Annotated in this window: 10 protein-coding genes; 2 read left to right on the plus strand and 8 right to left on the minus strand. The window is 70.6% G+C overall.

Annotated elements, in window-relative coordinates:
* Positions 1-402: 402 nt before the first annotated feature.
* The 7 genes from AC1DCJ_RS17240 to AC1DCJ_RS17270 form a co-directional block, all read right to left on the minus strand.
* Positions 403-2,034 carry an MFS transporter gene (locus AC1DCJ_RS17240; protein WP_137189574.1) on the minus strand — a complete coding sequence of 544 codons (1,632 nt, stop codon included), beginning with the start codon at positions 2,032-2,034 and terminating at the stop codon, positions 403-405.
* Complete coding sequence (locus AC1DCJ_RS17245) at positions 2,028-3,323, minus strand: alginate export family protein (protein ID WP_478071489.1); 1,296 nt, start codon at positions 3,321-3,323, stop codon at positions 2,028-2,030. The genes AC1DCJ_RS17240 and AC1DCJ_RS17245 overlap by 7 nt, the downstream gene beginning before the upstream one ends.
* On the minus strand, positions 3,302-5,146 hold the full coding sequence (locus tag AC1DCJ_RS17250; RefSeq protein ID WP_478071490.1) for an amidohydrolase: 1,845 nt from the start codon (positions 5,144-5,146) through the stop codon (positions 3,302-3,304). Before AC1DCJ_RS17250 ends, AC1DCJ_RS17245 begins: the two co-directional genes overlap by 22 nt.
* Positions 5,147-5,253: 107 nt before the next feature.
* Entirely contained in the window at positions 5,254-5,679 is a 426-nt protein-coding gene (locus tag AC1DCJ_RS17255) for a DoxX family protein (protein WP_038688145.1), read from the minus strand.
* A 2-nt stretch (positions 5,680-5,681) separates the two neighbouring features.
* The gene (locus AC1DCJ_RS17260) at positions 5,682-6,338 is read right to left on the minus strand and encodes a hydrolase (protein WP_478071491.1); all 657 of its coding nucleotides are present in this window, start codon (positions 6,336-6,338) and stop codon (positions 5,682-5,684) included.
* A 25-nt stretch (positions 6,339-6,363) separates the two neighbouring features.
* Positions 6,364-6,750: a helix-turn-helix domain-containing protein gene (locus AC1DCJ_RS17265; RefSeq protein ID WP_137189578.1), complete on the minus strand. Its 387-nt coding sequence runs from the start codon at positions 6,748-6,750 to the stop codon at positions 6,364-6,366.
* Positions 6,751-6,828: 78 nt separating this feature from the next.
* Positions 6,829-7,188, minus strand: a complete 360-nt coding sequence (locus AC1DCJ_RS17270; RefSeq protein WP_137189579.1) for a hypothetical protein — start codon at positions 7,186-7,188, stop codon at positions 6,829-6,831.
* Positions 7,189-7,292: 104 nt separating this feature from the next.
* Here AC1DCJ_RS17270 and AC1DCJ_RS17275 point away from each other — a divergent pair, with 104 nt between their 5' ends.
* Together AC1DCJ_RS17275 and AC1DCJ_RS17280 are read left to right on the plus strand one after the other, a co-directional pair.
* Complete coding sequence (locus AC1DCJ_RS17275; RefSeq protein ID WP_478071492.1) at positions 7,293-10,319, plus strand: sensor histidine kinase; 3,027 nt, start codon at positions 7,293-7,295, stop codon at positions 10,317-10,319.
* The gene (locus AC1DCJ_RS17280; RefSeq protein WP_448133757.1) at positions 10,316-10,978 is read left to right on the plus strand and encodes a response regulator; all 663 of its coding nucleotides are present in this window, start codon (positions 10,316-10,318) and stop codon (positions 10,976-10,978) included. Before AC1DCJ_RS17275 ends, AC1DCJ_RS17280 begins: the two co-directional genes overlap by 4 nt.
* A gap of 12 nt (positions 10,979-10,990) precedes the next feature.
* Here the strand turns inward: AC1DCJ_RS17280 and AC1DCJ_RS17285 are convergent, their stop codons facing one another.
* On the minus strand, positions 10,991-12,115 hold the full coding sequence (locus tag AC1DCJ_RS17285) for an MFS transporter (RefSeq protein ID WP_478071531.1): 1,125 nt from the start codon (positions 12,113-12,115) through the stop codon (positions 10,991-10,993).
* Positions 12,116-12,269 lie beyond the last annotated feature (154 nt).

Below are 12,269 nucleotides of genomic sequence, written 5' to 3' on the forward strand. Positions count from 1 at the left end.
CTGGGCCCCCATGCCCTTTCCGGCGAATGTCSYCCGGCGTCGGCCTGCGGCCGCCMCCTCCYCCTTTATTTCGCCTCCAAGGGCATGGGGRCCCAGCGCCCGACCCACCGACAGCGCCAGAAAAGCCTGGCTTCCCCTGCTTACCGCAAGCCGAGCCYCGTAGCGGCCGGTAGGCTCCTGGGCAAAATAAAGGAGGAGGCCGCCACGCGGCCGGGGGACATTTGCACCAGGGGCCTACCGGGTTCTACGGGGCCCTCACGCTCGCGACCGGCCCGATCGGAGACGCCAGCCGCGGCGCCCGCACACCCGAGCACCCGCGTACCGTCGTGCGCACTCTGTGACGGCCCTTGCAACAAGGCGCTCCCCTCAGAGGTGGGAAGAACCTATTTTTGTATCCGCCCGTCAGCCCAGTTCGTGGGAGTGCTTCAACGTCGGCAGCGCGCCATGACCACCCACGAAATGCCGCACGATCGGCGCGTGCTCGCCGCGGTGCAGCGCCCGCACCTTCTGCTGGTGATCGCGGTCTTCAGCGGTCACGCGCTCATGCTGGCGCAGATGTTCCACCCACGAACTGGTCACGAAATACTCCAGGTGAATGCCCGGCGTAGCCACGTCCTCGGCCACGCCCCACAGCACCGCGCCGTCGCGGCGCCGGGTGCGACCCAGCTCCCCCATCAACACGTGGAACGCCGCGCGGTCGGCATCGGCGATGCGGTACTCCACCGTGACCAGCACCGGACCGCGATCATGCGACACCGGCACCGCCAGCTCCGGCGCTGGCCAGTAGCCGGCCGGACGCAGGTCCAGCTCCTCGCTGCCCGCGATGCGCACCCGCCACACCAGCAGCCCGGCGATTACCGCGCCAACCGAGGCGATCGTCAACGCCAGCGGGATCGACGTGCGCTGGGCAATGCTGCCCCAGCTCAGGCCGCCGGCCGCCATGCCCAGCGAGAACACCATGATGTACAGCGACAGCGCACGTGCCCGCACCCACGGCGGCACCGCGGTCTGCGCGGCGATCTGCAGCGAGGACAGCACCGTGATCCAGGCAAAGCCATTGACCAGCATCGCCACCGGCAACAGCGCCATGTGCCGCAGCCAGGCCAGCCCGAACAGGCTCAGCGCGCAGGCCAGCGTGGCCAGCAGTACCAGCAGGTCGCGGTCCATGCGCGCACGCAGCGTCGGCAGCACCAGCGCGCCGGTCACCGCACCGATGCCGATGCAGCCCAGCAGGATCCCGTAGAGGCCCGCGCCGCCGTGCATCTCCCCACGCACCACCAGCGGCAGCAGCGCCGTCACCGCGCTGGCGAAGAAGAAGAACCCGGCCGACTTCACCAGCACCGCCTGCAGGCGACCGGCGCGCAGTGCATAACGCAGGCCCGCGCGCAGTCCCGCACCGAAGCCTTCCGGCGGCAGCGTGGAGGCCGTTGCGTCCGGCGTCCAGCGGGTCAATACGATCAGCATTGCGGCAAAGCTCAGTGCGTTCAGGCCGAACGCCCAGCTTGGCCCCAGCTGCGCCACGATCAACCCGCCAATGGCCGGGCCCAGCGAGCGCGCAATGTTGATCCCGATCGAATTCAACGCCACCGCCGAGGCCAGCATCGGCCGTGGCACCAGCTCGGACACGATCGCCGCCTGCGCCGGCATCGCCATCGCCGCGCCGCAGCCCATCGCGAAGGTCAGCGCCACCAGCAACCCGGGGGTCAGCATCGACAGCCCCGTCAACGTGGCCAGCGTGGCCGCCACCAGCAGCATCCAGCCCTGGGTGAACAGCAGGTAGCGGCGCCGGTCGACGATGTCGGCCAGGGTGCCGGCCACCAGTGCCAGCAGCACCACCGGCACCGTGGTCGCCGACTGCACCAGCGCCACCATCAACGGCGACCCGGTGCGCTCGGCCATCACCCAGGCGGCAGCCACGTCATTGATCCAGGTGCCCACGTTGCTGCCCAGGATGGCCAGCCACATCGCGCGGAACAGGCCGATCTTCAGCGGCGACCATGCGCCGGGTGCGGCGCCCTCATTGTTGCTTACCATTGCCACGCTCCTACCATCGATGCAAACCAAGTGTCGCGGCCACCGGCCGCGCGCAGGCCGGGACCGGCCTCGAACCAGGCCAACTGCGCCTGCCATTGCCACTGCGGGCTTGCCCGCCATGTGGTTTCCCACTTGAACTGCTGCCCGATCCGGCGCGGCGTGCCAGCACTGCCCGGCAGCGCGGCCAGCGGCGCGGGCGTGGTGTAGATCGCATCGGCGCGGCGATGCTTCCACGCCAGCTGCCAGCCGAATTCGGTGGTGATCGCCGGATGCGGGGTCAGGGTCAGGGTCGGCTGCACGTCCATCAGGTTGGCCGGTGCCAGCAGGCTGGCCTCGCTGAAGTACGCCGCCTTGGGATACAGCGCATTGAACGTCTGCAGGCGGCCATCGCCGGGCGTGCGGTCACCACTCGCGATGTCCACTTTCACGCCCAGGCGCGGTTGCCAGGCCCGCTGCGACCAGCGCACGCCGGTGTCGCTGGCCAGCGTCCACGCCCGGATGGCCAGGTCGCCCTGCGCCGCGGACAGGGTGCCGCGTTGCCCCACCAGTTCCACGTTGGCATCCCAGCGTGGCTGCCGGGCGAACCAGCGTGCCCCAAGGGTCGTGCGCCGCTCGTCGCCCTGGGCACCGGCAAAGCGGGCATCGTCGCGACCATAGCCCAACAGGTACAGATCCAGCCCACTGCCCGCGCTGCGTCCCTGCAGCGTTGCATATCCGCCCAGCAGATACTGGCCGTGGTCGCTGCGGTCATCGAATGCGCCGGGCCGGTTGTCGACCGGGCGCAGCGCCATCAGGTCCAGCTGCCAGCGCGGCGCGCGCCAGCGACCGCGCACGCCGTCGAAGGCCAGCCGGATGTTCGGCCCATCGCGCACCGACAGCAGCCGCGAGCTGCCATAGCCGGCCTCCTGGCGGCCCAGCTGCCAGCCAACGTGTTCGCCCTGCCAGTGCACGTAGGCCTGCTGCACATCCAGCGCACCCCGATCAGTGCCACCGGCACCCCCGCGGCGGCCCTGCTCGGCATGCACGCCCAGTTGCGCCACGGCCTGCCAGCCGTCGCGTTGGGCGCGGATCGACGCCAGCGCCCGCAGCAGCCCGTAACCGTCCTCCTGCCCGCCCTGCACGCCGAAGCGGGTCGGGTCGTAATACATGCTGCGCAGACGCAGCGCGGCATCCATCTGCAGCGCGCCACCGCCGTCCAGCGCCATGCACTGGCCGCGGCCGTCCGCCTCGCAGGCCAGCGCCGGCGACGCAGCGGCCAGGCCCAGGGTCAGAAGGCGAAGCACGAACATCCCAATGCACCCCAGAACGCATTCGGCGCGTCGGTGGGTACGGCGTGCGCGGCGGCATGGCTGTGCGCGCCATGGGTGCGGCAGCCGCCTGCGCCGTGGGCATGCGCGTGCGCGGTCAGCCCGGTGGCCGCGCCGCCTACGTGGTAGCCGCCAAAGCGGTTGACCGGCGACCAATCGGGCATGGCCGGCGGCAACACCGGGGCCAGCGGCGCGAAGTCGCCGTCGCCGTACACCACCCGCCCGCCCACCACGGTCAGCAGGCTGGTGATGTCGGCAATGGCGGCATCGTCCACCGCGAAGAAGTCCGAGGACAGCACGCAGAAGTCGGCCAGCTGCCCGACTCCCAGCGTGCCCTTGTGGGCTTCGTCGCCCGAGAACCACGCGCTGCCCTGCGTCCACAGCCGCAGCGCTTCCTCGCGCTCGAGCAGGTTTTCTTCGCCATACAGCGCCAACCCGCCCACCGTGCGCCCGGTGACCAGCCACGACAGCGCCACCCACGGGTTGTAGCTCGCCACGCGGGTGGCGTCGGTACCTGCGCCCACCGGCACGCCGGCCTGCAGCATGCGCCGCACCGGCGGGGTGTGGCGTGCCGCTTCGCTGCCATAGCGCTGCACGAACGCCTCGCCCTGGTAGGCCATGCGGTGCTGGATGGCCAGCCCGCCACCGAGCGCACGGATGCGGTCGATGTTGCGCGGGGTGATGGTCTCGGCGTGGTCGATGAACCAGTGCAGGCCGTCAAACGGAATCTCGCGGTTGACCTGCTCGTACACATCCAGGATGCGGTCGATGCTTTCGTCGTAGGTGGCATGGATGCGGAACGGCCACCGCTTCTCGACCAGCAGCCGCACCACCTCTTCCAGCTCCGGCTCCATGCCGGGCGGCAGTTCCGGGCGCGGCTCGTTGAACAGTTCGAAGTCGGCTGCGGAGAACACCAGCATCTCGCCGGCACCGTTGTGACGCAGCAGGTCATCGCCCTGGCGCGGGGCGACGATCTCGCTCCAGTGCTGGAAGTCCTGCTTCTCCTTGCCCTTGTTCTGGGTGAACAGGTTGTAGGCGATGCGCACGGTGAGTTCGCCATCGCGGTGCAGCTGCTCGATGACCTGGTAGTCCTCCGGATAGTTCTGGAAGCCACCCCCGGCGTCGATCACCGAGGTGATGCCCAACCGGTTCAGTTCGTGCATGAAATGCCGGGTGGAATTGGCCTGGTACTCCATCGGCAGGCGCGGTCCCTTGGCCAGCGTGGCGTACAGGATCAGCGCGTTGGGCTTGGCCAGCAGCAGGCCGGTGGGATTGCCCAGGCTGTCGCGCGCGATCTGACCGCCCGGCGGGTCCGGCGTGTTGCGGTCATAGCCACAGGCCCGCAGCGCGGCGCCGTTGAGCAGCGCCCGGTCGTACAGGTGCAGCAGGAAGACCGGCGTGTCCGGGGCGATGGCGTTGAGCTCGGCCAGGGTGGGCAACCGCTTTTCGACGAACTGCTCGGCGGTGAACCCGCCCACCACACGCACCCATTGCGGGGCCGGCGTGTTGTCCACCTGCGCCTTCAGCATGGCCATCGCATCGCTGAGCGAGCGCAGCCCGTCCCAGCGCAGCTCCAGGTTGTAGTTGAGGCCGCCGCGGATCAGATGGGTATGGCTGTCGTTCAAACCCGGTACCACGCGACGGCCGCCGGCATCGATGACGGTGCCCACGTCCAGCCCGGCACGCACCTGCGCTTCGGTGCCGACGGCGGCGATGCGCCCGTCCACCACCGCGAGCGCGTCGGCCTGCGGGCAGCGTGGGTCAAGGGTGGTGATGCGGGCATTGCGGATGAGCAGCGAAGACATGCGTTTCTCCGGGGATGAGGCAAAGGTGCCGGCGCCTGCGGCGAGTGCCAGGCCTGCGCCGACGCCCAGCAGCAGGTCGCGGCGACCGGGATGGTGCGGATCGGCGGTCATGGCCACCCTGCCCCGGCCAGTGACGGCTGCAGTGCAAACGCGCCAGGACCGGCCAGGGCGATGGCCAGCAGCGTCAGCGTCCAGAACAGGGAATACTCGGCACCGCCGCGCATCCAGAACCAGCCATGGGGCAGCGCCAGCAGCGCAGTGGACAGCAGGAACACCGCCGCGATCACCGCGCCGGGCCGGGTCTGCCACCCCAGCAGCACCGCCAGCCCGCACAGCACCTGCACCGCCGCCAGCAGCAGCGGCATCGGCCGCGGCGCCGGCAGGCCGAAGCCGCGCAGCTCGTCGGCGAACCCGGCCAGGCCGGGCCCACCGAACCAACCGAACAGCTTGCCCAGCGCATGCGGCAGCAGGAACCCGCCCGCCGCCATGCGCAGCAGCAACAGCGCCAGGTCCAGGCCGGTGGCGCCGGCCATGCTCAGTGGCCGCCTTCCTGCGCGCCGAACATCGTCTTGGCGTACTGGATGCCGATGCCATAGCCGCCGGCATGGTCACGGGCAATGCCGGTGGTGAGGTCGTAGGTTGCGCCGCGTGCCCAGTCGCGCTGCAGTTCCAGCAGGTACTGCACCGCCGTGATCGGCACTGCACCGGCCTGCACCATGCGGGTCACGGCGCGCTCGTGCGCTTCCACGCTGACGTCGCCGCAGGCATCGGTGACCACGTAGACCTCGAAGCCCTGGTCGATCGCCGACAACGCCGGGCCGACGATGCACACGCTGGTCCACAGGCCGGCGAGCACCAGGCGACGCCTGCCGATGCGGTTGATCTCGTCGATCACCGGCTGGTCTTCCCAGGTGTTCATCGAGGTGCGGTCGAACACCGTCTGGCCCGGGAAGATCGCGGGCAGCTCGGGGAACATCGGGCCGGAGAACGACTTCTCGGCAACCGTGGTGAGCACCACCGGCACGTTGAAGCCGGCCGCGCCCTTGGCGATCAGCGCGGCATTGTTGCGCAGCGCGGAGATGTCGATGGTGTGGGTGGCAAATGCCATCTGCGACTGGAAGTCGATCAGCACCAGGGCGTGATCGGTGGGCGATAGCAGCGAGGTGCCGGCGACGGCGGTGGCCTTGTTCATGGGCATTCCTTGGGATCGAGGGGATTCAGGCACCCGGGCGCAGGCTGCGCCGGGCGAAATGACGGGGGGTGCAGCCGGTCACGGCGCGGAAGCTGCGCACGAAATGGCTCTGGTCGAAGAAGCACAGGCTGCTGGCGATCTGGCTGACCTTCAGCCCGCCGGCGTGCAGCAGCTGCTGGGCGTGTTCGATGCGGCGCTGGCGCAGGTACGCGGTCGGGCTCATCCCGGTACCGGCACGAAACAGGCGTGCCAGGTGGAAACGGCTGACGCAGGCCGCGGCGGCCATCTGTTCGACCAGCACCGGTTGCTGCAGGTTGGCATCGATGTAGGCCAAGGCACGCCGCAGCGCCGCCACCTGGGTGGGCGGCAAGGCGACAGGCGTGGGCGGCGTCGGGGGGGACGAAGCGGCCATCAGCGGGCTCCACGACGGGGTGTGCCATGGTCGCCGCGACATGCGCCTGGCCCTACCCTCCATCGGTGGGCGCGGTGATTACTCTTTCGGGTGATCGCGCCCGCTGCTGCCGCCGAGCGGCTGCCGCAGCACGCGTCGACCGAAACGGCGTGCATCCAGCGAATAGGCGCCGGGGCCCAGCAGCAGCAACGCCACCGGCAGCGGCAGCCAGGCCCAGTGCGATGCCGCGTGCAGGCCCATCATCAGCAGCAGCGCAACCGCTGCCAGCGGGGTCCACACGCCCACCAGCAGCAGGCACGCCGCCGCCAGCGACGCCAGCTGCAGCCAGCCTGTCGGCGCCATCGGCAGCGTAAGCACGGCCGCGCACAGGCCGAGCCGCAGCAGTACCAGACCGACGCCGGGCGCGCGGTCGGGGAACATCACGAACAGTCGTTGCATGGGGGCGGTCCAGAACGGGCCCGGCAGGGGTACCGCACTGCCGGGCGCGGCGCCTGCCCCGAAAGAGTAAGCAGCTGCTGCCCCCATCCCTGAGAGAATGTGGCATGCCCGTTGCCGTTTCCGCCCCCGCCCTCGCCCTCGCCCGCACGCGCCGCCGCGTGGCCGCCGGCTGGCTGCTGCTGTGCCTCCTGCTGGCTGCATGGCCGGCGCTGGCGGCACCGCTGTCGGCGTACGAACACACCGCCTGGGTGGTGGGCCAGGGCGCGCCCGGGGATGTGTGGGATATCGTCCAGCCCGCCGACGGCAGCCTGCTGCTGGCCACCGGCACCGGGCTGTACCGGTTCGATGGGCGCCAGTTCGAACGCCCGGCGCCGCCCAACGGCAGCACGTTCCCGTCCTCGAACATGACCACGCTGGCGCTGGATCCAGACGGCACGCTCTGGATTGCCTACTACAACGCCGGGATCAGCCGGCTCGACCGCCACGGTCTCACCCACTACGCGCAGGCACAGGGCCTGCCGCCCGGGCTGGTGCCGCGGATCGAGCGCGATGGCAGCGGCCGGTTGTGGGCCGCGGCCGATGGTGGGCTGCGCTGGTTCGACGGTGAACGCTGGCAGGTACCCACCGCCGCAATGGGCATCGGCGATGTACCGGCCCAGTGGCTGCTGCGCGATCGGGACGGGACGCTGTGGGTGATTGCTGCGCAGCGGTTGTGGCGACTGCCGGCGAACGGCGCGCGCTTCGAACCGCTGGCGCTGCCGGTTGCGCCGTTCTCATCGCTGGCCCTGCGCGACAACGGCCAGGTGTGGCTGGCCGATCGCCAGCGCGGGCTCATGCCGGTGGCCGATGCCCGCGGCCTGCTGCCCGCCGCCGAACGCGAAGCGCTGCGTCGGCCCGCGTTGCTGGCCAAACGCATCCGGTTCGCCGCCGATGGCAGCCTGTGGGGCAGCCTGGTGGACAGCGCCGGCATCTTCCGCCTGGATGTCGCCGCGTCGGCGGCGGCCCCGGTCGAGCGCTTCGATGCTGCCCAGGGGCTGGCGTCGACCACGGCGGTGCCGGTGCTGGCTGATCGTGAAGGCACCTTGTGGGTCGGCACCAACCTGGGCCTCAACCGGTTCCGCGCCCATCAGGTCCGCAGCCTGACACTGCCGGGCCCGGCCGATCCACTGCGCACGCTGCACCACGCACCCGACGGACAGGTGTTCGCCTACGGCGCCGACCTGCGCCCGATGGCATTGCGCCGCACGCTGCTGCAGGTGCCGTCGGCCGACCTGCACCGCGCCGCGCTCGCCAGCGACCAACCCCTGTGGGTGGTCGATTGGGAGGCGCTGCGGCTGATACGCGATGGCCAGTCGCACGAACTGCACCCGCCCGGGCTGCCCGCGCCGCGCGAACTGCGCGCAGTGTTGCCACTGGGTCGCGATGAAGCGTGGTTCTGCTTCGGCGACCAGCGCGTGATGCACTATCTTCGCGGCCGTTGGGACAGCGACCCGGCGCTGCCCGGGCACGCCTGCACCACCCTGGCGGCCGGCCCGGCCGGTGCCGTGTTGATGGGCTATCCCGACGGCGAGCTGCGCGTACGCCGCCAGCACGTGTGGCGGCATTACACCCGTGCCGATGGCCTGCAGGTGGGGCCGATCACCGCCACCGCCATGATCGGCACGCGGATCTGGGTAGCCGGCGAGAACGGGCTGGCCCTGCTCGGCGACGACGACCGCTTCCATGCGGCACAGACCGACACCCCCGGCCTGCTGGAAGGCATCACCGGCATCGTCCGCGACCACACCGCCTACTACTGGTTCAACGGCAGCCGCGGCCTGCTGCGGATCGACGCATCGACCCTGGAGCAGTCGGTGCTGCACGGCAGGCCGGTGGAACCGCGGCTGTTCGACCGTGGCGACGGCATGCCCGGCATCGCCGTGCAGACCACCCCGATGCCCAGCGCGATGCTGGCGGCCGATGGCCTGCTCTGGTTGTCCACCAACCAGGGCCTGGCGTGGATCGACACCGGCGTGGCACAACGCGCCGGCCCCGCACTGCAGCCGCGTATCGGCGACGTCTCCCATGGGCAGACGCAGCAGCCACTGCGCGACGGCATGGTATTGCCCGCGGGCACCGCCCAGCTGCAGATCGACTACCTGGCACTGGCGTTGAGCCGACCCGAACGCACCCGCTACCGTTACCGGCTGATCGGGCTGGACGCGCATTGGCAGGATGCCGGCACACTGACCCGTGCGTTCTATACCAACCTGCCGCCGGGTCGCTATCGGTTCGAGGTGGTGGCCGCCAACCAGGACATGGTGTGGAGCCCGGTAGCGGCGACCCGCAGTTTCCGCATCGCGCCGATGTGGTACCAGACGCTGTGGTTCAACGCCGCCTGCGTGCTGCTGCTGCTGGCCCTGATCCTGCTGGCCATGCGCCTGCGCAGCCGCCGCCTGACCCAGCTGGTACGTGCGCGGCTGCAGGAGCGTCACGCCGAACGCGAGCGTATCGCACGTGAACTGCACGACACGTTGTTGCAGGGCACCCAAGGCTTGATCCTGCGCCTGCATGCGGTCAGCCAGGCCAGCCACACCCCGCCGCCGGTCAGGGCCGCATTGGAAGCGGCCATGCAGCAGGCAGAAACCGCACTGGCCGAAGGCCGCGACCGGGTCAGCGCGCTGCGCGACGACAGTGACGGCTACCAGGACCTCGGTGCGGCACTGGTGCAGGTGTACGGCGAGCGCGCCAGCGATGCCAGCAGCCCGGCGCTGCGCCTCAGCGTGGAAGGCACGCCCCTGCCGTTGCGCCGCGCAGCGGCCGAAGAGGTGTATCTGATCGGCCGCGAGGCGCTGTTGAACGCCCTGCAGCATGCACACGCCGGCGCCATCGAGATCGAACTGGGCTACGGCCTGCGCGGGTTGCGCCTGCATGTGCGCGACGATGGACGCGGCCTGCCCGAATCGATGGCCGAAGGCCATTGGGGACTGGTGGGCATGCGCGAACGTGCCGAACGCCTGGGCGCGCGCCTGCGCCTGTGGTCACGCCCGGGGCTGGGTACCGAAGTGGAACTGTTCCTGACGCGCCACCGCATCTACCGCCGTTCGCCGCGCCGCTGGCGTTGGCCGCGTTTCACTGGAGAGTCTGCATGACCCTGTCGCCCGCCCCCATCGGCGTGCTCGTTGTTGATGACCATCCCCTGCTGCGCGATGGCCTGGCGGCACTGCTTGGCATGCAGGCCGACATGCGGCTGGTGGGCGAAGCGGCCGATGGCGAAGAAGCGGTTGCCCAGTACCTGGCCCTGCGCCCGGACGTGGTGCTGATGGACCTGCAGCTGCCACGCGTGGACGGCGTGGAGGCCATCACCCGGATCCGCCGCCACGACCCGCGCGCACGCATCATCGTGCTCACCACCTACCGTGGCGACGTGCGGGCAGTGCGCGCCCTGCAGGCGGGCGCCAGCGGGTACCTGCTCAAGGACATGCTGCGCCACGAGCTGATCGACACCATCCGCACCGTGCATGGCGGTCGCCGTGCCGGCATTCCCGCCACGCTCGCGGCCAGCATCGCCGCGCACGTGGTCGAAGACAGCCTGTCCCCGCGCGAAACCGAAGTACTGGGCCACGTGGCCGCCGGGCGCTCGAACAAGGCGATCGGCGAGCAGATGCGCATCTCCGAGCAGACGGTGAAGGCGCACATGAAGAACATCATGGAGAAGCTGGGCGCACGCGACCGTACCCACGCGGTGACCCAGGCACTCAAGCGCGGCATCATCAGCCTGGACGATGCCCAAGCCGATGGCGACGGCTGACCGCCGCGTCGCTCAGCGGCGGCGCACCACCAGGCTCAGCGCCGCCGCACCGGTGGCCAGCAACGCCACGCCGGTCCAGCCCCAGTGCGCGAGTGCCAGGCTGCCGAGCGCACCGCCGCTGGCCATGCCCAGGAACACCCCGGTGAACAGCAGCGCGTTGAGCCGGCTGCGCGCCTCCGGCACCAGGCCGTAGACCAGCGTCTGGTGCGACACCAGCGCCGACTGGAAACCGAAATCGAACACCACCGCGCTGACCGCCAGCAGCGGCAGGATCGCCGCACGTGGCAGCCATGCCTCCAGCAATAGCATCGCAAAGCCCGCCAGCGCCACCAGGATCGCAATACGTGCCACCGCATGGCTGCCGAGACGGTCGGCCCAGCGCCCGGCCAGCGGCGCGGCCAGCGCACCGGCGGCGCCGGCGATGCCGAATGCGCCGGCCACGGCGCTGCCCACCTGGTAGCGGCTGTGCAGCATCAGCGCCAGGGTCGACCAGAAAGCGCTGAACCCCACTGCCAGAAGCCCCTGCGCGAATACCGCCCGACGCAGCGCCGGTTGCCCGCGCCACAAGGCCACCAGCGAGCCCAGCAGTGCCGGGTAGCGCAACGTGGTGGTGGGCGCGAACCGCGGCAACGCGCGCGCCAGTGCCACGGCGATGAGCACCACCGAGACCGCCGCCAGGGCGAACATGCTGCGCCACCCCAGCCACTGCGCGACCAGTCCGCTGGCCACACGTGAGAGCAGGATGCCCAGCAGCAACCCGGTCATTACCTTGCCGACCACGCTACCGCGCTCGGCCGCCGGTGCCAGGCTGGCCGCTGCGGGCACCACGTCCTGGGCCATGGTCGCGGTCACGCCGATCAGCAGGCTGGCCAGCAGCAGGGTCGGCAGGCTGCCGGCGAGCGCGGCCCCGGCCAGCATCAGCGCCAGCAACACGGCCTTGGCCAGGATCAGCTGGCGCCGGTCGAAGCGGTCGCCCAGCGGGGCCAGCAGCAGGATCCCCAGCGCGTAGCCGAGCTGGGTCAGCGTGGGCACCATGCCGGTGGCGGCGGGCGCGGCGCCGAGGTCTGGGCCGATCACCCCGAGCATCGGCTGGCTGTAGTAGATCGAGGCGACCGAGAAGCCGGCCCCGGCCGCCATGGCCAGGATCAGGCGTGGCGCAACGGCGTGCGTGGCGGGTGCCACGGCAGGGATATGCGTACTGGACATGAGCAGTTCCAAGCGGGGAAGACGATGGCGCCAGCATCGGCCCTGAAGATCCGCCCGTGTAGTAGGCTGGCGCACATATCACCTA

Source organism: Stenotrophomonas sp. 10N36, assembly GCF_056395005.1.

What these genes read in the sequence shown, in the direction of transcription:
- AC1DCJ_RS17255 (WP_038688145.1), bottom strand. Translation starts at nt 5,679, where the DNA reads ATGGCCGGCGCCACCGGCCTGGACCTGGCGCTGTTGCTGCTGCGCATG.
- AC1DCJ_RS17265 (WP_137189578.1), bottom strand. Translation starts at nt 6,750, where the DNA reads ATGGCCGCTTCGTCCCCCCCGACGCCGCCCACGCCTGTCGCCTTGCCG.
- AC1DCJ_RS17275 (WP_478071492.1), top strand. Translation starts at nt 7,293, where the DNA reads ATGCCCGTTGCCGTTTCCGCCCCCGCCCTCGCCCTCGCCCGCACGCGC.
- AC1DCJ_RS17285 (WP_478071531.1), bottom strand. Translation starts at nt 12,115, where the DNA reads ATGGCGGCCGGGGCCGGCTTCTCGGTCGCCTCGATCTACTACAGCCAG.
- AC1DCJ_RS17250 (WP_478071490.1), bottom strand. Translation starts at nt 5,146, where the DNA reads ATGTCTTCGCTGCTCATCCGCAATGCCCGCATCACCACCCTTGACCCA.
- AC1DCJ_RS17260 (WP_478071491.1), bottom strand. Translation starts at nt 6,338, where the DNA reads ATGAACAAGGCCACCGCCGTCGCCGGCACCTCGCTGCTATCGCCCACC.
- AC1DCJ_RS17270 (WP_137189579.1), bottom strand. Translation starts at nt 7,188, where the DNA reads ATGCAACGACTGTTCGTGATGTTCCCCGACCGCGCGCCCGGCGTCGGT.
- AC1DCJ_RS17245 (WP_478071489.1), bottom strand. Translation starts at nt 3,323, where the DNA reads ATGTTCGTGCTTCGCCTTCTGACCCTGGGCCTGGCCGCTGCGTCGCCG.
- AC1DCJ_RS17240 (WP_137189574.1), bottom strand. Translation starts at nt 2,034, where the DNA reads ATGGTAAGCAACAATGAGGGCGCCGCACCCGGCGCATGGTCGCCGCTG.
- AC1DCJ_RS17280 (WP_448133757.1), top strand. Translation starts at nt 10,316, where the DNA reads ATGACCCTGTCGCCCGCCCCCATCGGCGTGCTCGTTGTTGATGACCAT.